The organism is Actinoplanes sp. SE50/110, assembly GCF_900119315.1.
Taxonomy (GTDB): domain Bacteria; phylum Actinomycetota; class Actinomycetes; order Mycobacteriales; family Micromonosporaceae; genus Actinoplanes.
The window spans coordinates 35905-56486 of the sequence record NZ_LT827010.1 but is presented as its reverse complement, the minus strand read 5'-3'; the positions used below and the strand labels follow the sequence as shown (position 1 = coordinate 56486).

Genomic DNA, 20582 nt, shown 5'->3' with positions numbered 1-20582 from the left:
CGGATGTACGCCTGGATCTGGCGCAAGCTCCCGGGACAGCTGTGGAGCAAGCTGGCCATGTCGGTCGTGCTGCTCGGCACGGTCGGCTGGCTGCTCTGGAATGTGATCTTCCCGAAAGCCGTGCCGCTGTTGCCCTTCGACGACGTGCAGGTCGGCGACACCTCGCAGATCGACCCGAACTCGGTCACCCCCGACCAGGTGCCGGGCCCGTCGGCCGACCCGGACGCGTCCGCCCCCGACGTGATCCCGTACAGCACGTCCTCCAACCACCCCGACCCCGGAGGCCTCGCCGGTGACTGACGTCCGCATTCTGGTGATCGACAACTACGACTCGTTCGTCTTCAACCTGGTGCAGTATCTGGGCCAGCTCGGCGCCGAGTGCGAGGTGCGCCGCAACGACGAGATCACCGTCGAGGATGCGGGGCGGCTCGGCGCGGCCGGCATCCTGCTGTCGCCGGGCCCGGGTGAGCCGACCCGCGCCGGGATCATGCTGGACGTGATCCGGTCGTACGCCGGAAAGATCCCGCTCTTCGGGGTCTGCCTGGGTCATCAGGCGATCGGGGCGGCGTTCGGCGCGACCGTGACCCGCGCGCCGGAGCTGCTGCACGGCAAGACGTCGCTGGTGCACCACCGCGGTGTGGGTGTGCTGGCCGGGCTGCCCGACCCGTTCACCGCGACCCGGTACCACTCGCTGGCCGTGCTGCCGGAGACGTTGCCGGACGAGATCGAGGTGACCGGGCGCACCGATTCGGGTGTGGTGATGGCGATGCGGCACCGCACGCTGCCGATCGAGGGCGTGCAGTTCCATCCGGAGTCGGTGCTCACCGAGGGCGGCCACACCATGCTGGCGAACTGGCTGGCCGCCTGCGGTCTGCCGGAGGCGCTGGAGCGGGCCCCGGAACTGGCCGCCGAGGTGGAGACGCGGCGGCGGTCGGCGTTCGCCACCGCCTGATCATTCAACGACAGAAGGAGCCGGCATCCGCCGGCTCCTTCTGTCTGTCTGACCTACTCGTTGGTCCCGATGCCGCCACCGGTGCCGGAGGTGTCCGTCGGGTCGGGTGACGGGTCTCCGCTCGGCGGGGTGTCGGTGCTGACGACGGTGATCGAGATGGGATCGCCCGCCTTCGCCTTGCTCTTCGGCTTCCGGCTCTGGCTGATCACCTTGCCCGGGTCACCGCCGGTGTTCACGGTTTCCACGGTGACGTTCAGGCCGGCGTTCTGCAGCAGCGCCATGGCCGCGTCCTGGCTGCGGCCGACCACGTCCGGCACCAGGATGAGCTCGTTGTTCGAGATGCTCACGACGATCTCGGTGCCCGGCGGGACCGAATCACCCTGCTGGTCGACGTTGACGACCTGATCCTTCGGCGAGGTGCTGTCGACGGGCTTGAACTTCGGCACCAGGCCGACGTTCCGCAGGGCCTGCTCGGCCGAGGACTTGGTGCCGCCGACCAGACCGGTCGGCACCTGCACCGACTTCGGCGGGTTGCAGATGGTGTAGGTGACCTGGGTGGTGACCGGCACCGTGTTCCCCTTGGGCGGGGTCTGGTCGCTCACCTCGCCCTTGCAGTCCTTGTCCTCTTTCGGATCACCGGCGGTGACGTTGGTGAACCCGAGCTGGCTCAGTTTCTGCTGGGCCTGGCCCGCCGTCAGCCCCTTGAGGTCGGGCACCTGCGCCTGCGCGGCCGGTTTCTGATCGCCGCCCTTGTCGGTCTTGTTCAGCGCCAGCGCGACGCCGAGCACGATCACCACGAGCACGCCCAGGCCGGCCAGCGCGGCCCACACCCAGGACTGCCTGTTGTCGGCCGGACGGCCGCCGGCCACCGCGGCCGGCATCGGCCGCTGCATGGTGGTGGCGGCCTGCGGCTGCCACTGGCGGGGACCGTTGTTCAGGGCGACCGTCTCGGCCTGGTTCATCACCGGGGTGGCCATGACCGGGCGGCCGGAGACCGCGCGCAGCGCGTCGGCGCGCATCTCCTGGGCGCTCTGGTACCGGTTCAGCGGGTTTTTCGCCAGGGCTTTCAGCACGATCGCGTCGACGTCCGGCGGGATGTCGCGGCTGATCGAGCTGGGTGCCCGCGGGTCCTCACGGACGTGCTGGTAGGCCACGCTGACCGGGCTGTCGCCGACGAACGGCGGGTGCCCGACGAGGAGCTCGAACAGGACGCAGCCGGCCGCGTACACATCGGAGCGGGCATCGACCGCCTCGCCGCGGGCCTGCTCGGGCGACAGGTACTGGGCCGTGCCGATCACCGCGCTGGTCTGGGTCATCGTGGTGGCGCCGCTGGCCAGGGCCCGGGCGATGCCGAAGTCCATGACCTTGACCTGGCCGTTCTGCGTGATCATCACGTTGCCCGGCTTGATGTCCCGGTGGATGATGCCGTGCCGGTGGCTGAACTCCAGGGCGGCGCAGATGTCGGCGATGATTTCCAGCGCCCGGCGCGGCTGCAGCCGCTGCTCCTGGGCGAGGACCTCTTTCAGAGTGCGTCCGTTGACGAACTCCATGACGATGAACGGAAGCTTCTCACCGGTGGCGGAAATCTCCTCGCCGGTGTCGTAGACGGCCACGATGGCCGGGTGATTCAGGGCCGCGGAATTCTGCGCCTCGCGCCGGAACCGCTCCTGGAAAGTGGCGTCCCGGGCCAGGTCGGTGCGCAACATCTTGATCGCAACGTCCCGGCCGAGGCGGAGGTCGCGTCCCCGGTGCACCTCCGCCATGCCGCCATAGCCGAGCAGCTCGCCGACCTGATACCTGCCACCGAGCAGTCGGGCCTGCGCCGTCATAGCGTCTGTCGTCCTTCGTTCGGTCGGATCAGGCCGAGCTGGGGGCCGGCCTTCATTAGACGGTACGACGCCGTTGACACCCGGTCGTCGGCCACGCCCATGCGGAGGATAGCCGCCGAGCTGCTGCGATCACCCAGCGCGTTTTCGGCGGCGGCTGCGCTGATGCCATGTCGATACAGGAACGAGATGACCCCGGCACACAGCAGGACGAGAAGCGCCAGGACGACGGCGAGCACGATCAGCACCTGACGGCCGAAGGCGCCCTCGGGCTTGGTCATCCGCATCGGCTGCTGCGGGTAGTTGCTGACCGGCGGACCGGACGGCGGACGGTAGTGCGGCGGCATCGGCGTCGGTACCGGCGGCGCGGACTGTACCGGGGGCACGGACGGCACCGGCGGCACCGACTGGACCGGCGGCACCGAGGACGGCACCGATGCGGCGCCCCGGGCACCCGAGATGGGCCGCGGCACCGAGGCCCGGGCCTGCGGCGCCGGACCGGACGAGGTGGCCCGCACCGGCTGGTGGTGGTTCATCGGCGGCTGCACGGTGGTGGTCAGGGAGGCGGCGGCCTGCCGGGCGACCGCGGCCATCGCCGCGGCGCTGGGCCAGCGGGCGGCCGGGTCCTTGGAGAGCGCCCGCTCCACGATGGCGCGGACCGCCGGCGGGATGTCGCCGGGCAGCGGGCGCGGCGTCTCCCGGACATGCTTCATCGCGATCTCGATCGGGGTGGCGCCGTCGAACGGGCGGTGCCCGGACAGGCACTGGTAGGCGACCACACCGAGGGCATACACATCGGAGGCCGGGGTGGCCACGTCGCCGGCAGCCTGCTCCGGCGAGATGTACGACGCCGTGCCGAGCACCGCGCCGGCCACCGTGAGCTGCCCGACCAGGGCGGACCGGGCGATCCCGAAGTCGGTCAGGACCAGCGTGCCGTTCGGCCGGACCAGCAGGTTGCCGGGCTTCACGTCGCGGTGCACGATGCCGTTCGCATGCGCGGCCTGCAGTGCGTCGGCAGCCTGCGCGACCAGGGCCATGGTCCGGGCCGGGGTGAGCCGGCCGACCCGGCTCAACGTGCGCGACAGCGCGTCACCCTCGACGTACTCCATCACCAGGAACGCGAGTTGCTGATCGCTGCCGTAGTCGTAGACGTCGACCACACCGGGGTGGTTGATCGTCGCCATGGTGCGCGCCTCGCCGCGGAACCGCTCGGCGAAGCCGGGCTCGTCGAGCAGCGCGGGCAGCAAGATCTTGACGGCGACCGTCCGGCCCAGCACGTCGTCCGTGCCGCGCCACACGTCACCCATACCGCCGCCGGCGATCCGCTCCTCCAAGCGGTAGCGCCCACCGAGCGTGACCCCCGGGCGGATCATGTCAGTTCCCTCCCCCGCCGGCCGCGGCCTTCATGATCAGGCCTGCGATCCGGGCAGCTTCGGCGCTGGCGTGACCGCCGGAGACGTTCTCCAGCATGACGCAGACGGCGGACACCGCCTCGCCCTTGTCGTTGAACGCGAAGCCGATGAACCAGCCGTGCGGGTTGGCGCCCTCCGCGTTCTGCGCGGTGCCGGTCTTGCCGCCGACGGTGAAACCGTCGATCTTCGCCTTCTTGCCGGTGCCGTTCTCGACGACACTGACCATCATTTCCTTGAGCTTCGAGGCGACCTCGCCGTCGATCGGGTTGCTGCGCTTCTTCGGGGAGACCGTGTAGATCGTCCGCCGGTCCTGGCTGACCAGCTTCTGCACCAGGTACGGCCGCATCTGCTCGCCGCCGTTGGCCACCGTGGCGGCGATCAGCGCACCCTGTAGCGGCGTCATCCGCACGTCGCGCTGCCCGATCGAGGACTGGGCCAGCGCACCCTTGTCGGTGGTGCCGTCCGGGTTCGCGATCGCGCCGGTGTGGCTCGCCGCCACCGGCAGGCCGTCGCCGCTCTCCAGGTCACCGACCTTGAGCGACTCGTCCTCGAAACCGAACGCCTTCGCCTCGGCCTTGACCTTGTCCGCGCCGAGCTTCACGCCGAGCTTGGCGTACCCGGTGTTGCAGCTCTCGGTCAGCGCCTCCTTGAGCGAGATCGAGCTGCCGGGGCAGACCTCGTCCTCGGCGTTGCGGATCACCGCACCGCTCTCCTCGTACACGCTGCCGGCCGGGATCTGGCTGTCGACGTCGTACCCGTTCTGCAGGGCCGCCGCCGAGACGATCACCTTGAACGTGGAGCCGGGCGGCAGGGTCTGCGACAGCGCCCGGTTCAGCATCGGCTGATCCTTGGTCGCGTTCAGCTCCTTGTACGCCTTGGCCGCCGCGTTCTTGTCGTGCGTGGCCAGCAGGTTCGGGTCGTAGCTGGGCATCGAGACGAGCGCCTGGATCGCGCCGGTGCGCGGGTCGATGGCCACCGCCGCGCCCCGCTTGGCGCCGCGCTGGTTCTCGGTCATCTGCTTCCAGGCGACCTCTTGGGCCTTGGTCTTCAGCGACAGCAACACGTTGCCGCCGCCGGTCTCCTCACCGGTGAACATGTCGCTGAGCCGGTCGGCGAAGAGCTTGTCGCTCTCCCCGGAGAGGAAGTCGTTCTCGCTCTCCTCGATCCCGGTGGCGCCCAGGTTGACCGGCTTGTAGCCGAGGACCGGCGCGTAGATCTCCTTCTTCGGATAGACGCGCAGGTACTTCAGGGTGTCGTCGGTCGCCTTGTTCTCGGCGAGCGGGGTGCCGTCGGCCTCGATGCCGCCGCGGGGGCGCTCATATTCGGCCACGGTGACCCGCGGGTTGCGGGCGGCCGTGCGGTAGTCGTCGGCCTTGTAGGCCTGCACCCAGTTCAGGTTCGCGAAAATCAGTCCGAACAGCACGAGGACGACCACGCCGGCACGGCGGAGGGGGGCGTTCACGGCTTGATCACCTCCGTCATGGCGCCGTGCAGTTGGGTGGGGGCCTTCTTCGGTCCGGTGGGGCGGTCCTGTCCGCCGCCGGCGGCCGGGCCGCGGGCCGCGTTCGAGATCCGCAACAGCATCGCCACCAGCAGCCAGTTCGCCATCAGCGAGGAGCCACCGGCGGACAGGAACGGGGTGGTCTGACCGGTCAGCGGGATCAGCCCGGTGATACCGCCGAGGATCACGAAGATCTGCAGGCCGAGCGTAAAGGCCAGGCCGCCGGCGACCAGCTTGCCGAACGAGTCGCGCACGGTCAGCGCGGCGCGCAGCCCCCGCTCGACGATCAGCAGGTATGCCACCAGCAGGGCGGAGAGGCCGAACAGGCCGATCTCCTCACCCAGGCCGGCGAAGATGAAGTCGGTGCGGACCTCGGGGATGAAGCCCGGTGAGCCGCCGCCCGGCCCGGAGCCGAACAGCCCGCCGGTGCCCAGCCCGAGCAGGCCCTGGACGAGCTGGTAACTGCCGCCCACCCGCTCGTAGTTGGCGGTCGCGAACGGGTCCAGCCAGACCTGGGCACGGTCGTAGAAGTTGGCGAACGGACCGCCGATCGCGGCGCCCAGCAGGTAGGCCACGTAGACGCCACCGAAGAACAGCAGCAGGCCGATGATCAACCAGCTGGACCGCTCGGTGGCGACGTACAGGGTGACCACGAACAGGCCGAAGTACATCAGGGCGGTGCCCAGGTCCTTCTCGAAGACGAGGACCAGGAGGCTGAGCAGCCACACGGTGAGCACCGGGCCCAGGTCCCGGCCGCGCGGGAAGTCCAGGCCGAGGAAGCGGTGGCTGGCCAGCGAGAGCACCTCACGCTTGCGGACCAGGTAGTACGCGAAGAAGGAGACCAGCGCCAGCTTGGCGAACTCACCGGGCTGGATCGAGAACGCGCCGAACTTGATCCACAGCTTGGCGCCGTTCACCTCGGAGAGGCTGCCGGGCAGCACGGCCGGGATCATCACCAGCACGATGCCGGCCAGGCCCAGCGTGTACGCGTACCGGGAGACCACCTTGTGGTCACGCACCACCAGCAGCAGCACCGCGGCCAGGATCAGCGACGCCAATGTCCAGGCCAGCTGGCGTCCGCCGGTGCCGGCGAACACCCCCGGGATCGGGTCCTTGTTGGCGATCGCCCGGGCCAGGTCGAGACGGCGCAGGAACGCCACCCCGATCCCGTTGATCAGCGCGACCGCCGGGATCAGCACCGGGTCGGCGTACGGCGCGACGAACCGCACCACCACGTGCAGCCCCAGGAACAGCAGGCTCAGCAGGGCCGGCGGCACCCAGAACGTACCGCTGAGCTTGTCGAACTGGTTCGCCTCGACGGTGGCCGCGAACGTCGCGACCAGCAGCATGGCGAAGGCCAGCAGGCCCAGCTCGGCGTTACGGCGGGTCTTCAATCCCGGGATACGCGACAGCTCACCCGTGGACGAGGGCGAAGGAGCCGGTACGGCGGGCGCGGTCAAGAAAATCCCCAGACGTTGTAGGCCGTGCTCAGTCGGCGGTCCGGCAGCCGGTCGTGTCGACCGGCGCGGTGGACGCGCTCTCGGACGGTTGAACGCTCGGCGCGATCGCCGGAGCGGACGACGCCGTGGTCGCGGCCGGGCGCACCGCGCCGGAAGCGGACGGCTTCGCCCCCGCCGGCTTCGTCACGGCCGGCTTGGCGCCGGCCGGGGTGGAGGCGGCCGGGGTTGCGGTGGCCACCGAGCAGACCGGCTTCAGGTTCGGATTGGACGGCTCGTCGCTGGTCAGCTCGGTCAGCATGCTCCGCGCGTCGACCTTGCTGCCGGCGTGGATGCCCTGCTTGACCCGATCCTGGGCGACCGTGGTCAGCTCGTCCAGGCGGACCGTGCTGGCCTCGCTCACCGTCGACAGGTCGAGCCCGGCGATCTGCCCGGGGACGCCGCGGAAGATGGCGAGTTGGCCGTCGTCGGTCGCGCCGACGTAATACTGATCCTGGGTGTACCGCCAGCCGGCCCAGAGGCCGCCGCCCAGCACCGCGAGCACCAGCAGGACCAGCAGGCCGGTCCGCACCGGGTGACCGGCGGGCTCGGCGTCGCGGTCGAAGGCGTCCGGCTCCGGCTGGGCCGGGCGCGGCGGTGCCTGCTTGAGCGCGGCCGCCCGGGACGCCGGGGTGGAGCTGTCGGCCACCGTCGTGTTGCCCCGGTCGAGGGAGGCCGCACCACCGACGATCGGCGCCTGCTCGACGATGTCCGCGTCGGTCGCGTCGGCGATCACCACGGAGATGTTGTCCGGCCCGCCGCCGCGCAGCGCGAGCTGCACGAGCCGCTCGACGCAGGCCTTCGGGTCGGCGATCTCCCGCATCGTCTGGCCGATCGTCTCGGCGCTGACCACGCCGGACAGGCCGTCGCTGCAGATCAGGTAGCGGTCGCCCTTGAGCACCTGGCGCACGGAGTACTCGGGGTCGATGTCCCGGCCGTCCAGCGCCCGGGTGAGCAGCGACCGCTGCGGATGGCTGCTCGCCTCCTCCGGGCTGACCCGGCCCTCGTCGACCAGCATCTGGACGTACGTGTCGTCCTTGGTGATCTGCGCGAACTCGCCCTTGCGGAGCAGGTAGGCGCGGGAGTCACCGATGTGCACCATGCCGAACTTGCTGCCGGTGAAGAGCACCGCGGTCAGCGTGGTGCCCATCCCCTCCATCTGCGGGTTGGCGTCGACGGTGTCCCGCAGCTGCTGATTCGCCGTCCCGACGGCGTGCCGCAGGGCGTCGACCAGCGCGTCCCCGGGGACGTCGTCGTCGAGCGGCGCCATCGCGGCGATGACGATGTTGGAGGCGACGTCACCGGCGGCCATGCCGCCCATGCCGTCCGCGACAGCAAGCAGCCGCGGCCCGGCGTAGACGGAGTCCTGGTTCAGGTCTCGGATCAGACCGCGGTCGCTCTGAGCGGCATAGCGCAGGGTCAGGGTCATGGCCGTAACTCAAGAGAAGTGCGTCCGATCCGGATCGGAACGCCGAGGGGGACGGGGGTGGGTCCGGAGACCTTACCGCGATCGAGGTAGGTGCCGTTGGTCGAGCCGAGGTCCTCGACGAACCACTGCCCGTCCCGCGGCACCAGCCGGGCGTGCCGGGCCGACGCGAAGTCGTCGGTGATGACCAGGGTGGAATCCTCGGCACGACCGATCGTGATCGGCGCCTCGCCGAGCGTGATCCGGGTGCCGGCCAGCTGACCGGCGGTCACCACCAGCTGCCGAGCCGCCTTACCGCGCTTCACCTTCGCCGGCCGACCGGGGAGCACCACGCCACCCACCCCCCGGGGGCTGGCGACGATGCTCTTCGACCGGGCGCCCGCGAAGAGATCCCGCCGGATCACCCCGACCACCGTGAACACGAAGATCCACAGCAGGATCAGGAAGCCGAACCGGGCGACGGTGAGGACGAATTCGGGCAAGGCCGCTAGCCGTCCACTCGGAAGGTCAGCGTGGTGGTGCCGAGCTGGATCATGTCGCCCGGGTTCAGCGCCACGGCGGAGACCCGCTGCCCGTTCACCATCGTGCCGTTGGTCGAGCCGAGGTCGGTCAGCACCACCTGGTTGCCGTCGTAGTCCAGCCGCGCGTGGCGGCGCGAGATACCGACATCCGGCAGGCGCAGGTTCGCCTGGTCGCCGCGACCGATCACGGTCGAGCCCATCTGCAGCGGGTAGGTCCGGCCGTCACCGGAGACCAGGCCGACGCTGCGCGGGCCGCCGTGAGCACCACCGCCGTGCGGCGGGTAACCGCCACCGTGCTGCTGGTCGTACGGCGAGTACTGCGGACCGGCGTCGTAGGCCGGCTGCTGCACCGGGGCGACCTCGCCACCGGTGTAGACCTCCGCGGTCACCCGGAACATCCCGGTGTCCAGGCCGTCGCCACGCTCGATCTCGACGATCACGTCGCCGTAGACCGTCCAGGCCTGCTCGCCGATGAACTCGGCCTGCGACTGGGCCAGCTCCTGCGCCAGGGCGGCCGCGTACGGCGCCAGGCGACTGTGGTCGTACGGCGAAAGGTCGATCACGTAGCGGTTGGGCACCAGGGTGCGGCCACCGGCGAGGATCGCTTTGTGCGCCTCGGCCTCCCGCTGCATGGCATTCAGGATCTCCACAGGGTGCACGACACCCTTGAACACCTTGGCGAAGGCCCCCTCGACCAGGCCTTCCAATCGCTTCTCAAAGCGCTGCAGCACGCTCACCGGCTCCTCCTCGGGTTCCGAGGACATGATGGTATCCGGCCGCCGCTTGCGCATCCTCAGCCCAAGAGCAGCCGGCACTTCTGACCCTCGTATGACGCCCCTCGACGCCGTGCTAGTGTTTCCTCCGTCGCGGGGCGATATCAACTTCAACTGGGTTGTTACTGTCCTCGACAACTACTCGCGACAGCGTAGTCTGTTGCAGGTAGTAACCCGAAACAGGCCCTCGGGGGCCGGTTTCACGGGTCGGCGAGGTCGGTTATAGGATCTCGACGACCAAGTCACATGGGGATGTGGCGGAATGGCAGACGCGCACGGTTCAGGTCCGTGTGTCCGAAAGGACGTGGGGGTTCAACTCCCCCCATCCCCACGAGTGCGAATGGGCGACCCTGGTCCGCGAAAGCGGCACCGCGGTCGCCCTCGTCATTTCTGCCCTCCGATCCGGTCGGGGCGGAAGTGCGGCATGTCACTCTCCGTTCGTGGTCGGCACGGGCCCGCCCTTCGGGCTTCGCCACGTCCGGGAGACCTCGGGCCTGGGTACGGTGTGGTGCTCCCGTGGCTCTCACCTTCCCGATCGGGTGAAGCGATATGCTCGCGCGCCTGTCCGAATTCCAAGTCCGTTCGACCGTTGGGGTGTGACGTGGTCGCTGTGCCTGCTGGGGTCAACCAGGGGAAGCGCAACGTGCTCGGAGTGCTCGTGGATGCCACCGACTACGCGTCGGCGACCGAGCGGATCATCTCGGCGGCGCGGGAGGGCCGGCCGTACGCGGTGACCGCGCTGGCCGTGCACGGCGTGATGACCGGGGTGCAGGATCCGGCCCACGAGGCGCGGCTCAACTCGTTCGATCTGGTGACCCCGGACGGGCAGCCGGTGCGCTGGGCGCTGAACCTGCTGCACGGCGCCGGGCTGACCGACCGGGTGTACGGGCCCACCCTGACCCTGCGGGTGGTCGAGCAGGCCGCGGCCGAGGGCCTGCCGATCTATCTGTACGGCTCCACCCAGCCGACCCTGGACCGTCTGGTGCCGGCGCTGCTGGAGATGTTCCCGGCGCTGAAGATCGCCGGGGTGGAGGCGTCCAAGTTCCGGGGTGCCCAGCCCGGTGAAGAGGTGGAGATCGCCGAGCGGATCAAGGCGTCCGGCGCCCGGATCGTGCTGGTCGGCCTCGGCTGCCCGCGGCAGGAGGTGTTCACCTACGCGATGCGGCCGCTGCTGGACATGCCGCTGCTGGCCGTCGGCGCCGCCTTCGACTACCACGCCGGCCTGCTGAAGAACCCGCCCGCGTGGATGCAGAAGTACGCGCTGGAGTGGCTGTGGCGCCTCGGCCTGGAGCCGAAGCGGCTGTGGAAGCGGTATGTGCTGCTGAACCCGGCCTACCTGAGCCGGCTGGCCGCGCAGAAGACCGGCGTGTGGAAGGCCATCCCGGCCCAGCCGACCGGTGAGCAGGTCCACGGCTTCGCCGTCTGACCCCGGTCCGGGCTGTTTCTGATCATCCGTGCCGCCGGGTGCGGATGATCTCTTTTTGCGCTGGGCACCCCTTCACCCACTCGAGAACCGGCGCCGGAGTCATCTCGGTAACGATTCTGATTCTCAGCGTGACCGCCCCCGGGCGGCGTTTCCCCTGCCGGTCCTGATCGGACGGAAACCCCTACGGGTGGCGGCTGGGGGCTTTCCCGGTTCCCTCACGGGCGCCGCGGGTGAACGCTGTCGATGTGAACACCGCTGTGGACGTGACTCTGATCGGGGCCCTCGCCGCCGTCTGGCTGACCGCCGGACTGCTCGCCGACGGCCTCGCGGCGGCCAGCACCGCGCATTCGATGCGCCGCCGGGCCGGGTTGCTGACCGTCCTGGCCGGTGCGGGGGCGGCGTTGTTCGTCGCGGTGCCGGTGGCCACCGCCCTGCTGCCGGGCGCCTCGTCGGCGCCCGTCGCGGCCCTGCTCCCGGCCGTGCCGGCCGTGGTCGTGCTGACCGCCGGTCTCCGCAAACTGAGCTGGGTGCGCCGGGGCGCGGGCGCCTTCGCCACCGCCCCGCAGGCCCCGGTGCCGCCCGCGCTGCGGGCCGCCGCGGCACACCCTCTGATCGCCGCGCCCCTGCAGGCCACCGGGCTGGCCGCGATCGTCGCCCTGCCGCTGGCCGCCGGCCTGCTCACCCCGTCGGCCGACGAGGTCCCGGCCACCACCGGGATCCCGGGCGTCGCCGGCCTGGCCATCACGGTCGTCGCCGTGCTGGTCACCGTCATCGGCATCCGGGCCGCGATCCGGCACAGCCGCCTGGCCCCGCTGGTCCTGGCTCCCTTGGACCGCGTCCGCCAGCGCGCCCGAGCCACCACCCACTGACCACTGGACGGCGAGGGCCGGCCGTGACGAGCACGGCCGGCCCTCGCCGTCGGTGCATCCTGGCGGTCACCACCCGATCGAGCCGCGGCACTGCGGCGGGCGCGGCGCAAGCGTGGATGCCGGGTTTCGGTGACCACCCACGGGCAATGAAGGGTCGCGATGATCGTTCGGGACGCGCCAGCGGCCTGATCATCGGGACCCGGCCCCGGCGGAAGCGGCGATTGGTTATCAGCGCGGACGCACGACATCAAGATCTTGAAGTTGACCTTGAGATTGGTCTCACGAACGTCCGGGCTCCGGCTCCGTCAGTGGGCCTGTTTCTTGGCCTCCTGGACGTAGAGCAGTTCCAGGATGGAGCGCGCGGCCTCGAACCAACGGTCCAGCCAGTCGGACGGCGGCAGCGTGCCGCGTGCCGGGAGTTCCAGCAGCAGGCCGCGGAGCAGCGGGTGGTCGGCCATCGACGTGTTCGTGCCGTCGCTCCAGCTGGCCGAGAAGACCGGCTCGGTCAGGCCGTGCAGGTCCAGCGAGGGCAGTTTGGCCGCGCGGTCCAGGGCGCTCGCCGGCTCCAGGCTGCGTGAATCGATGCTGCGGGAGTGGCCGGGTGACCGGGTCGGCAGACCTGAGCTGCCGCGGGACAGGAGTTCCCCGTCGCCGAGGTCGGCGTGCAGGGCTTCGCGGCGGCCCTGCCGGTAGGCGCTCACGCCTCCGCTGAAACGGTCCTGCGCCGTCGACGAACCGTTGCTGAGGTTCTCCGAACCAATCGTCATCTGTCTGCCTTGCCTCGTTGAAATCCGGCCTCAGCGCGGTCCGGTCCGCGCTTGGAACATTCAACGAGGCGCGCCGCGCTCAGCGACGCCACAATTCGGGCAAATACCCCCGGCCAGCCCGTTGGTGCAGGTCAGCGGGCTGGCCGAAAGCGGACTCAGAGATCGAATTCGCCGTCTTTGGCGCCGTGCACGAACGCGTCCCACTCGGCCGACGTGAAGATCAACGCCGGACCGGACTGGTTCTTGGAGTCGCGCACCGCGATGGCGCCGTCGACGAAGGCCACCTCGACACAGTTGTCGCTGTCTGCACCGCTTCGGGTGCTCTTGAACCACTCCGCCCGGCTCAGGTCGACCCGGAGTCCTTTGACCTCAAGTTCCACGATGGCTCCTCAAGTCCAGGGGTGTGCCGGTCGCGATTACCGTCAGCGACCGTCCTGAATCCTGTAACGACCGTGGGTACGGACGGACGCGGCTTCTCCGTTCGGGGTAATCCCATCGGACAGCATGGATCCTGCCTGCTCAGGCGAGTTTAGACAGTGATTGTCAGCGTTTCAGGTTTTATGTCCGAAATGTTCTAAGCATTGTGGATCATGTGCGGAAATCCCGGCACATTAGGCTCACCAGCGGAAGTCTCGTGATCACTTAGCGATGTGCCATGATCACTCAGGATCACGGAAGAGGTACGTGCAACTTGCATCGACGACACCCTTGGTGCAATCTTTCCGTATGGCTTGCATCACTTAACGTTCTTGAGGGATGCCTCAGCGTTCTTGAGGGATGTGGCCAAAGTCTGACCAAACACACCAAAGCGACGTCCGATACGGGGTGCCGAGCCACCGGGAGTCCCTCGTGGACTCCCTCCCGATACCTGGGTGGCGGGATCGGCGATGGTGACGTTCCGCAACTCCTTCGATGGTTGGCATTGTCGAAGGGTTGCAAAGGTGCATGAGCCGGGCAGACTGGTGCATCTGTGTCACAGGTCCATCCACCTAGGGCCGGTCCGGCCCTAACCATCCGGCAACGAGTCTCAGGGCAGGAGATGACGTGCTACTTCCTCGGTCCGGTGATGTCATCCACGTGACGAAAGCGGCGAGCGTCCAATTCGCAACACCGATGCTCTTCCGGGTCATCCGGGTACACGACTGGCCGACGTACGAGGGTTGGGTCTGGCTCGACGGCTACGAGCTCAACTCGGCCGGCGACGCCGTGGAACGCCGCTCAATCTTTGTGCAGGTCAACGGGTTACGCCCGGTCGGCAAGGCGCCCGACCCGCGCGCCCGCAACGGCCGTCAGCCGGCCACGCGCCCGAGCGTGGCACCCGTCCGGCCGGCGCGGGCTCCCCGCTGAGGGGCTAGCCGCCGTTCGGCGTCGTCGGGGCCGGGCCACCCGTTCGCCCGGCCGCGACGACGAGGGTGATCGCCGTGTCCGGCGGGACCACCCGGCCCTCCGGCGGGTCACTGTCGATCACCGTGCCCGGCTCCGCGTCGCTGGGCCGGCCGATCACCCGGTACCCCAGGCCGCTGCGCTGCAGAGCGATCTTCGCGTCGGCCAGCGGCATCCCGCGCAGAGCCGGCACCGCCACCTCGGTGGTGGCCGGCTCGGTGGTCACCACCGTCGTCTCGACCGGCGTCGGCGGGACGGAGACCGCGGTCGTCGTGGGCGCCGTCGTCGGGGTGGCCGACGTGGCCGGCACGGTGGTCACCGCAGCCGGCGCCACAGTCGTCGTCGGAGCCGGTTTCCGGGCGTGCAGCGCGATCACGTAGATGCCGTACCCCAGCAGCGCAAGCAGGAGCAGACCGACGGTGCCGACCACGATCGGCATCCACCAGTGGCCGGCCGGCTCGCCCTCGACCTCCTCGTCGACCTCATAGCGGTCCGAATTCTGATCGAAAGCGGACGGGCGCACCTCTGCGCGACCGGTCCACAGATCGTCCTGCGGCGCGGGATCCCAGTCCGGCTGGCGCTCGTCCATCACCGTTCCCTCCGCTGCGTACACCCGATCTCATCGCAGCGTCAACGTATCGAATCTCGGGGTAACCCGGGGGGATGCTCTGACCAGCAAGGGTATTTCGCGGACATCGGTGGAGGCCAGTACAGTGCGCGGCATGGCCGACAAGGGCTGGACAGCACAGGCCGCCGCGGCGGCCGGAATAGCCGCCGGCGCGGGCGCCGCGCAACTGGGTCTCGGCTACGGGCTCGGCGTGATCGAGTGGCCGGCCACCGCGACCGCGACCGACAGCACCTGGCTCAACAGCCTGGGCTGGGCCACCTGGATCACCGCGAGCGCCACCGTGCTGGGCGCGGTGATCGCCGGGCGGCTGCGCGCCGACCGGGCCGGACGCTGGCGCACCCTGTGGCGGATCGCGCTGGCCGCGGCCGCCGCACTGGGCGCCCTGGTCTCGGTGGCCCTGGTCGCGCTGCCCGCCCGCTCCGCGGCGCAGACCCCGCTGTTCACCCATTCGCCGCAACTGGTGGCGGTCAGCTACTCCCTGATCGGGCTCCTCGCCGGAGTGATCGTGGCGTTCTGGGCGGTCTCCTCGGCGCCGGTCGCGGCCAACTTGGTCGGCACCGCGGCGTGGCTCTGGGCGCTGGCCATCGCCGGGGTCACCGCCGAGCTCAGTACCAACCGGAACCTGGAGACGTACCTGACGAGCTGGCAGTTCGCCGAGGATCAGACGCCGGTGCGGTACGGCGGGATCTACTGGCCGAGTGCCCTGCTCACCCTGGCCGCGGCGTTCGCCATCGGGCTGGTCGCGGCCTGGCCGGCGGCCCGCCGCGGGCGGCTGGGGCTGGGCACGGCGACCTCCGGGGCGGTCGGGCCGCTGCTGGTCGCGGTCGCCTTCCTGGCGCTGGCGCCGCTGCTGACCCAGGCCGCGGGGCCGTTGCAGTCCGCCTATCTGATGGCGCCGTACGCGGTTCTCGCCGGGCTCGCCGGGTCCGCCCTGACCGTGTCGCTGGGGCGGAGCCGGGGCCGGGCGGCGGCGAGTGGGCCGCTGACCGAGCCGACGGGTGGGCCCGCGGCGGCCGCCCTGCCCGCCGCGCCGTCCGCACCCGCGTCGTCCGCGTCGTCCGCGACCTCGGCGGTTTCCGCTGCACCGTCTGAGCCTTCCGCCACCCGATCCGCATCTTCCGCCACCCGGTCCGCGTCCTCCGCTACGCGGTCCGTAGCTCCCGCTGCGCCGTCTGTGGCGTCTGCGCCGTCCATCGCGCCGTCCGCCGCGCCTTCGGTGCCGGAAAGCGCGCCGCGGGGACGCTGGTCGCCCTTCGGCAGGAAGCGCCCGGCCGAAGAGCCGGCCGCGCCGGCCACCCAAAAGCCCGCCGAAAAGCCCACGGCCCAGCCCGCCGAAAAACCCGCACCGAAGTCTGCGGCCAAACCGACCGGAAAGACTGCCCCTAAACCGGTCGAACCCCTCACCGCGGGCCTCGCCGATCCGGAGCTGGCCGCCGCCGCCCGCTCGAGCAAGGCCACCAAGCGCACCCCCACCCGCAAGGAGCCCCGCTCCACGATCACCCCGCCCCCGGCCAACCCGCCGATCGCGCGGATCAACCCGGACAGCTGAGGGCGCCACCCGGACTTTGCCGGATGACGCCCTCGCCTGTGGACGGTGCGACGGTCAGGCCTGCAGCACTGCCTCGCCCTCAATCTCGATCTTGACGTTCTTGCTGACCATGAAGCCGCCACTCTCGAGGGCGACGTTCCAGTTCAGCCCCCAGTCGTCGCGGTCGATCTCGGTGGTCGCGCTGAACCCGAAGACGTGCTGCCCGTACGGGCTGGTGGTGGCGCCCTCGAACTCGACGACCAGCTCGACCGGCTTGGTCACGCCCTTGATGGTGAGCTCGCCGTCGAGGACGAACTCGGTGCCGGCGTGCGACTTGATGCCGGTGCTCCGGAACTCCATGGTCGGGTACTTCTCGGCCTCGAAGAAGTCGCCGGTGCGCAGGTGGTTGTCCCGGTCGACCTGGCCGGTCTGGACGCTGGCGGTGTTGATGGTCGCGGTGACCGAGGAGTCCAGCGGGTTCTCCCCGACCACGATGGTGGCGCTGGCCTCGCTGAACTGGCCGCGCACCTTGCTGACCATGAGGTGCTTCACGACGAAGCCGACCCGCTTGTGCGCCGCGTCCAGCTCATAGGTGCCGGCCGCGGGGAACTGCAGACCCTCGAACTCGCGCGTGCTGACGGTCATGACTGGTCCTTCTTCCACAAGTCCGAGCTGATGCTTGTCTGACGGAGCAACTATATGCTTGGCAATATTCCCTCTGTCAAGTGCCTGTTATCGTGGAAGGCGTGAACACCGATCTGGACGACCCCCGTCTCACCGCGGTCGGCCTGCTGGCCGAGGCGTACACGGGTCTGATGAACCGCCTCGCCGCACAGTTCGAGGAGCACCGCCTCTCCACCGTCGAGTTCGAGGTGCTGATGCGCCTCGCCCGATCGCCCGGCAACCGCCTGCGGATGACCGACCTCGCCGGCCAGACCACTCTCTCCACCAGCGGCGTCACCCGCGTCGTCGACCGGATGGAACGCGACGGCCTGGTCCGCCGCGAGGCCTGTCCCAGCGACCGGCGCAGCTCCTACGCGGTGATCACCGACGCCGGTCAGGAGCGCCTGGCCCAGGTCCTTCCCGGACATCTGGAACTGGTCCAGCGGTGGTATGTCGGGCTTCTCCCGCCCGAGCATTTCACCGGACTGCTCGACTCGCTACGCACGATCCGCGACGCGGTCAACCCGAGCGCGACAGCGGGGAGTGCGGAAGCGGTCACGCAGGCCTGACCAGACCGGCAGAACCACCGGCAGAACGGGCGAATCCGCTCGGTTGCCCGCATCGCCCGGCTACTGTTGGCCGCGCCCAGGGGGATGCGGCGCGATCGAGGCGACGTACGGGGCTTACGGGGGAGTTCTCGTTCTCGCCGCGTGCGGGTGCGGCGTAGCGGCGATCGGCGCGGCGTGGGGGGCACGCTCATGCACCGATCGCGCACGCCGCACCCGGGGCTTCCTCGCCCGTCATGCCAGATTCCGCAGATCCACCGACTACGGCATGTCCGCCTCGGCGGCCGGCCGTCCGGCCGGCGCTCCGGCATGCCGGAATCGGTCATCCGCCAGCTCACCCTCGACAGCGGCCCGCGCGAGGGCGTAATCCCGGACCGCGGACGGCAGCCGGAAGCGCACCCCCGGATCGCCGCTCACGTTGAGCAATCCCAGCGCCACCAGGCGATCCAGCAGATGCACGACCTCCCCGCCCGGGTTGTCCGATGTGGTCAGCAGCGCCTCGGCCGACTCGCGTGACCACCGCTGGCGAAATGTCGCCAGCAACCGCAATGCCCGTTGCTCCGCCGGCGCCAGCAGCCGATACGTCTCCCCCACCACCACCGGCAACGCGATCACCCCGGGCTCGGCGGAGGCCGGGTGGGTGACCGGAGCCTCGGCATAGCTCGCCAGGATCTCCGGGACGGTCAGCACCCGGCCGCGCGCCGCGGCCAGCTCGATCGCCAGCGGCACCCCGCCCAGCCGCCGGACCAGTGCCACCAGCGGCACGAGCTCGTCCGGTGCCAGGTGGCTGCGCCGCACCCGGCCCAGCCGTTCCAGGAAGAGGCCGATTGCCGGGTACGTCATCAGCTCGCCGACCGTGCCGGTCACCGACCCACCCGGTGGCATGGCGAGCGGCAGCACCGTCCGTACCCGTTCACCGTCGAGTCCGGCCGCCGCCCGCCCGGTGGCCAGGAAACGTAGCTGCGGCACCTCCGCCAGCAGTTCGGCCAGCACCTCGGCGGCCACGCTGGGCGCCCGGTCGAGCGCGTCGACGAACAGCAGCACCGGGGCCCCGCCGGGCTCCGCCACCCGGGCCGCTCCCGGCCCGGCGAGTTCCTCCGGCCGGCTCACCCCGAAGCCGGCGAGCAGTCCGCCGGTCAGCTCGGCGGCGGTGACCCCGTCGGCCACCGCGACCCCGGCCACCCCGCCCGGGTAGGCCCCGGCCAGCCGCCGGGCGACCACCGCGGCCAGGCTCGTCTTGCCCACCCCGGCGGCCCCCACCAGGGTCACTCCGCGCGGCCCGGCCGGGTCGGCGAGGCTCGCGGTCAGCTCGGCGATGTCGGTGTCCCGGCCGATCAGGTCGTCGGTCGGCGCGGAGCGCAGGAACGGGGTGCCGGCCGGCCGGCTCCGCGCCGCGGCCAGGAAACCGTCGTGGTCGGCGCCGGCCAGGCCCAGGGCGCGGGCCAGCAGGTCGGCGGTGGTCCGCTGCGGCCGGGCGGCCCGGCCACGTTCGAGGTCACGGACCGTACGCACGCCGATGGCGGCGCGGACCGCCAACTCCTCCTGAGTCAGGCCGGCACGCCGCCGAAGTTCGCGCAGCAGGGCACCGAAGCCCTGATCGGACGCCATGCTGCGAAACTAGGCACCGCGATCGATCAACGCGAACCCGAAAGGCCGGTTTGTCGGTAAGCTGACTCTCGGTAATGGACCCTAGAGTCCGAGCCCGCGGGCGATCAGCATGCGCTGCACCTCCGAGGTGCCCTCGCCGATCTCCAGGATCTTGGCATCCCGGTAGAAGCGGCCGACCGCCGACTCGTTCATGAAGCCGTACCCGCCGTGCACCTGGGTGGCGTACCGGCTGTTCTCCATGGCCGCGTTGCTGGCGTTCAGTTTGGCGATCGCCGCGTACCGCTTGAAGTCCTCGCCGGCCAGCATCCGGGCGGCCGCGTCGTAGTAGCCGAGGCGGGCCAGGTGGGCGCGCAGCTCCATGTCCGCGATCAGGAACTGCACAGCCTGGTTGTCGCCGATCGGACGGCCGAAGGCGACCCGCTGCTTGGCGTAGGCCACCGACTCGTCGACACAGCCCTGGGCCAGGCCGACGGAGAGCGCGGCGATCGCGATCCGGCCCTCGTCGAGGATCCGCAGGAACTGGGCGAAGCCCCGGCCCCGCTGACCGAGCAGGTTCTCCGCGGGCACCCGCACGTCGTCGAAGGACAGCTCGTGGGTGTCCGACGCGCACCAGCCGACCTTCGAGTACTGCGGGGCGACGGTGAAGCCGGGGGTGCCGGACGGGACGATGATGGTGGACAGCTCACGGCTGCCGTCCGGGTTCGTCCCGGTCGCCGCCATGACCGTGACCAGGCTGGTGATGTCGGTCCCGGAGTTGGTGATGAAGGCCTTGGTCCCGTTGATCACCCACTCGCCGGTCGACTCGTCGAGGACCGCGCGGGTGGTGGTCCCGGCCGCGTCCGAGCCCGAGCCGGGCTCGGTGAGCCCGAAACCGGCCAGTGCCTCGCCACTGGTGAGGGCGGGCAGCCAGCGCTCCTTCTGGGCCGGCGTGCCGTACCGGAAGATCGGCATCGCGCCCAGCGAGACGGCCGCCTCCAGGGTGACCGCCACCGAGCTGTCGACCCGGGCGATCTCCTCCAGCGCGATGCAGAGCGCGAAGTAGTCGCCGCCCATCCCGCCGACCTCTTCCGGGAACGGCAGGCCGAACAGGCCCATCTTCCCCATCTGACGGATCACGTCGTACGGGAACGTCTTGTGCTCGTAGTGCTCGGCGATGACCGGCGCCACCTGCTCACGGGCGAACTGCCGGACGCTGCCACGCAAATCCTCGAGCTCGTCACCGAGCCGGAAATCCACC

General features: G+C 70.4%; 20 protein-coding genes and 1 tRNA gene. 8 read left to right on the top strand and 13 right to left on the bottom strand.

Annotated features, from left to right (window positions below):
• Window positions 1–3: 3 nt before the first annotated feature.
• Both ACSP50_RS00270 and ACSP50_RS00265 read left to right on the top strand, forming a co-directional pair.
• Window positions 4–300: a hypothetical protein gene (locus ACSP50_RS00270; protein ID WP_014687147.1), complete on the top strand. Its 297-nt coding sequence runs from the start codon at window positions 4–6 to the stop codon at window positions 298–300.
• Window positions 293–952: an aminodeoxychorismate/anthranilate synthase component II gene (locus tag ACSP50_RS00265; protein WP_014687146.1), complete on the top strand. Its 660-nt coding sequence runs from the start codon at window positions 293–295 to the stop codon at window positions 950–952. Before ACSP50_RS00270 ends, ACSP50_RS00265 begins: the two co-directional genes overlap by 8 nt.
• A gap of 53 nt (window positions 953–1005) precedes the next feature.
• Here ACSP50_RS00265 and pknB read toward each other — a convergent pair whose 3' ends face one another.
• The 7 genes from pknB to ACSP50_RS00230 all read right to left on the bottom strand — a co-directional run bounded on the left by pknB (window position 1006) and on the right by ACSP50_RS00230 (window position 9898).
• Window positions 1006–2781, bottom strand: a complete 1776-nt coding sequence (gene pknB, locus ACSP50_RS00260) for a Stk1 family PASTA domain-containing Ser/Thr kinase (protein WP_014687145.1) — start codon at window positions 2779–2781, stop codon at window positions 1006–1008.
• Window positions 2778–4151, bottom strand: coding sequence for a serine/threonine-protein kinase (locus tag ACSP50_RS00255; protein ID WP_014687144.1), 1374 nt, complete (start codon window positions 4149–4151; stop codon window positions 2778–2780). The genes pknB and ACSP50_RS00255 overlap by 4 nt, the downstream gene beginning before the upstream one ends.
• Before the next feature lies 1 nt (window position 4152).
• A complete protein-coding gene (locus tag ACSP50_RS00250; protein WP_014687143.1) occupies window positions 4153–5652 on the bottom strand; it encodes a penicillin-binding protein 2 in 1500 nt (499 codons plus the stop codon).
• Window positions 5649–7040: an FtsW/RodA/SpoVE family cell cycle protein gene (locus tag ACSP50_RS00245; RefSeq protein ID WP_172898838.1), complete on the bottom strand. Its 1392-nt coding sequence runs from the start codon at window positions 7038–7040 to the stop codon at window positions 5649–5651. The genes ACSP50_RS00250 and ACSP50_RS00245 overlap by 4 nt, the downstream gene beginning before the upstream one ends.
• 139 nt (window positions 7041–7179) lie before the next feature.
• Window positions 7180–8616: a PP2C family serine/threonine-protein phosphatase gene (locus ACSP50_RS00240; RefSeq protein WP_014687141.1), complete on the bottom strand. Its 1437-nt coding sequence runs from the start codon at window positions 8614–8616 to the stop codon at window positions 7180–7182.
• Window positions 8613–9095, bottom strand: a complete 483-nt coding sequence (locus tag ACSP50_RS00235; protein WP_014687140.1) for an FHA domain-containing protein — start codon at window positions 9093–9095, stop codon at window positions 8613–8615. Before ACSP50_RS00235 ends, ACSP50_RS00240 begins: the two co-directional genes overlap by 4 nt.
• 5 nt (window positions 9096–9100) lie before the next feature.
• Window positions 9101–9898, bottom strand: coding sequence for a DUF3662 and FHA domain-containing protein (locus ACSP50_RS00230; RefSeq protein ID WP_014687139.1), 798 nt, complete (start codon window positions 9896–9898; stop codon window positions 9101–9103).
• 257 nt (window positions 9899–10155) lie between these two features.
• On the opposite strand from ACSP50_RS00230, the gene ACSP50_RS00225 reads away from it, so the two are divergent.
• From ACSP50_RS00225 to ACSP50_RS00215, 3 genes are all read left to right on the top strand, one after another.
• A tRNA-Leu gene (locus ACSP50_RS00225) sits at window positions 10156–10238 on the top strand.
• Between the two features lie 279 nt (window positions 10239–10517).
• Entirely contained in the window at window positions 10518–11333 is an 816-nt protein-coding gene (locus ACSP50_RS00220) for a WecB/TagA/CpsF family glycosyltransferase (RefSeq protein WP_043510561.1), read from the top strand.
• 245 nt (window positions 11334–11578) lie between these two features.
• Window positions 11579–12202: a hypothetical protein gene (locus ACSP50_RS00215; RefSeq protein WP_231956826.1), complete on the top strand. Its 624-nt coding sequence runs from the start codon at window positions 11579–11581 to the stop codon at window positions 12200–12202.
• Window positions 12203–12507: 305 nt separating this feature from the next.
• Here the strand turns inward: ACSP50_RS00215 and ACSP50_RS00210 are convergent, their stop codons facing one another.
• Both ACSP50_RS00210 and ACSP50_RS00205 read right to left on the bottom strand, forming a co-directional pair.
• Window positions 12508–12969 (bottom strand): hypothetical protein, encoded by a 462-nt coding sequence (locus ACSP50_RS00210; RefSeq protein WP_014687136.1) that lies wholly within the window; start codon window positions 12967–12969, stop codon window positions 12508–12510.
• Between the two features lie 155 nt (window positions 12970–13124).
• Window positions 13125–13349 carry a DUF397 domain-containing protein gene (locus ACSP50_RS00205; protein ID WP_014687135.1) on the bottom strand — a complete coding sequence of 75 codons (225 nt, stop codon included), beginning with the start codon at window positions 13347–13349 and terminating at the stop codon, window positions 13125–13127.
• 664 nt (window positions 13350–14013) lie between these two features.
• On the opposite strand from ACSP50_RS00205, the gene ACSP50_RS00200 reads away from it, so the two are divergent.
• On the top strand, window positions 14014–14316 hold the full coding sequence (locus ACSP50_RS00200; RefSeq protein WP_014687134.1) for a hypothetical protein: 303 nt from the start codon (window positions 14014–14016) through the stop codon (window positions 14314–14316).
• Between the two features lie 4 nt (window positions 14317–14320).
• Here the strand turns inward: ACSP50_RS00200 and ACSP50_RS00195 are convergent, their stop codons facing one another.
• Window positions 14321–14941 (bottom strand): PASTA domain-containing protein, encoded by a 621-nt coding sequence (locus ACSP50_RS00195; RefSeq protein WP_014687133.1) that lies wholly within the window; start codon window positions 14939–14941, stop codon window positions 14321–14323.
• Between the two features lie 133 nt (window positions 14942–15074).
• Between ACSP50_RS00195 and ACSP50_RS00190 the strand changes: the two genes are divergently transcribed.
• A complete protein-coding gene (locus ACSP50_RS00190; RefSeq protein ID WP_043510559.1) occupies window positions 15075–16529 on the top strand; it encodes a Hansenula MRAKII killer toxin-resistant protein 1 in 1455 nt (484 codons plus the stop codon).
• A 54-nt stretch (window positions 16530–16583) separates the two neighbouring features.
• Here ACSP50_RS00190 and ACSP50_RS00185 read toward each other — a convergent pair whose 3' ends face one another.
• Window positions 16584–17153, bottom strand: coding sequence for a YceI family protein (locus ACSP50_RS00185; RefSeq protein ID WP_014687131.1), 570 nt, complete (start codon window positions 17151–17153; stop codon window positions 16584–16586).
• A gap of 101 nt (window positions 17154–17254) precedes the next feature.
• Between ACSP50_RS00185 and ACSP50_RS00180 the strand changes: the two genes are divergently transcribed.
• On the top strand, window positions 17255–17740 hold the full coding sequence (locus tag ACSP50_RS00180; RefSeq protein ID WP_043510557.1) for a MarR family winged helix-turn-helix transcriptional regulator: 486 nt from the start codon (window positions 17255–17257) through the stop codon (window positions 17738–17740).
• Between the two features lie 258 nt (window positions 17741–17998).
• Here ACSP50_RS00180 and ACSP50_RS00175 read toward each other — a convergent pair whose 3' ends face one another.
• Window positions 17999–19345, bottom strand: coding sequence for a helix-turn-helix domain-containing protein (locus ACSP50_RS00175; RefSeq protein WP_014687129.1), 1347 nt, complete (start codon window positions 19343–19345; stop codon window positions 17999–18001).
• Window positions 19346–19426: 81 nt separating this feature from the next.
• Window positions 19427–20581, bottom strand: a complete 1155-nt coding sequence (locus ACSP50_RS00170; RefSeq protein WP_172898837.1) for an acyl-CoA dehydrogenase family protein — start codon at window positions 20579–20581, stop codon at window positions 19427–19429.
• Window position 20582 lies beyond the last annotated feature (1 nt).

Bases quoted from the DNA above. Each gene is read 5' to 3' on its own strand.
- ACSP50_RS00270 (WP_014687147.1), top strand. From the start codon at position 4: ATGTACGCCTGGATCTGGCGCAAGCTCCCGGGACAGCTGTGGAGCAAG.
- pknB (WP_014687145.1), bottom strand. From the start codon at position 2,781: ATGACGGCGCAGGCCCGACTGCTCGGTGGCAGGTATCAGGTCGGCGAG.
- ACSP50_RS00255 (WP_014687144.1), bottom strand. From the start codon at position 4,151: ATGATCCGCCCGGGGGTCACGCTCGGTGGGCGCTACCGCTTGGAGGAG.
- ACSP50_RS00245 (WP_172898838.1), bottom strand. From the start codon at position 7,040: ATGCTGCTGGTCGCGACGTTCGCGGCCACCGTCGAGGCGAACCAGTTC.
- ACSP50_RS00240 (WP_014687141.1), bottom strand. From the start codon at position 8,616: ATGACCCTGACCCTGCGCTATGCCGCTCAGAGCGACCGCGGTCTGATC.
- ACSP50_RS00230 (WP_014687139.1), bottom strand. From the start codon at position 9,898: ATGTCCTCGGAACCCGAGGAGGAGCCGGTGAGCGTGCTGCAGCGCTTT.
- ACSP50_RS00210 (WP_014687136.1), bottom strand. From the start codon at position 12,969: ATGACGATTGGTTCGGAGAACCTCAGCAACGGTTCGTCGACGGCGCAG.
- ACSP50_RS00195 (WP_014687133.1), bottom strand. From the start codon at position 14,941: ATGGACGAGCGCCAGCCGGACTGGGATCCCGCGCCGCAGGACGATCTG.
- ACSP50_RS00190 (WP_043510559.1), top strand. From the start codon at position 15,075: ATGGCCGACAAGGGCTGGACAGCACAGGCCGCCGCGGCGGCCGGAATA.
- ACSP50_RS00185 (WP_014687131.1), bottom strand. From the start codon at position 17,153: ATGACCGTCAGCACGCGCGAGTTCGAGGGTCTGCAGTTCCCCGCGGCC.
- ACSP50_RS00175 (WP_014687129.1), bottom strand. From the start codon at position 19,345: ATGGCGTCCGATCAGGGCTTCGGTGCCCTGCTGCGCGAACTTCGGCGG.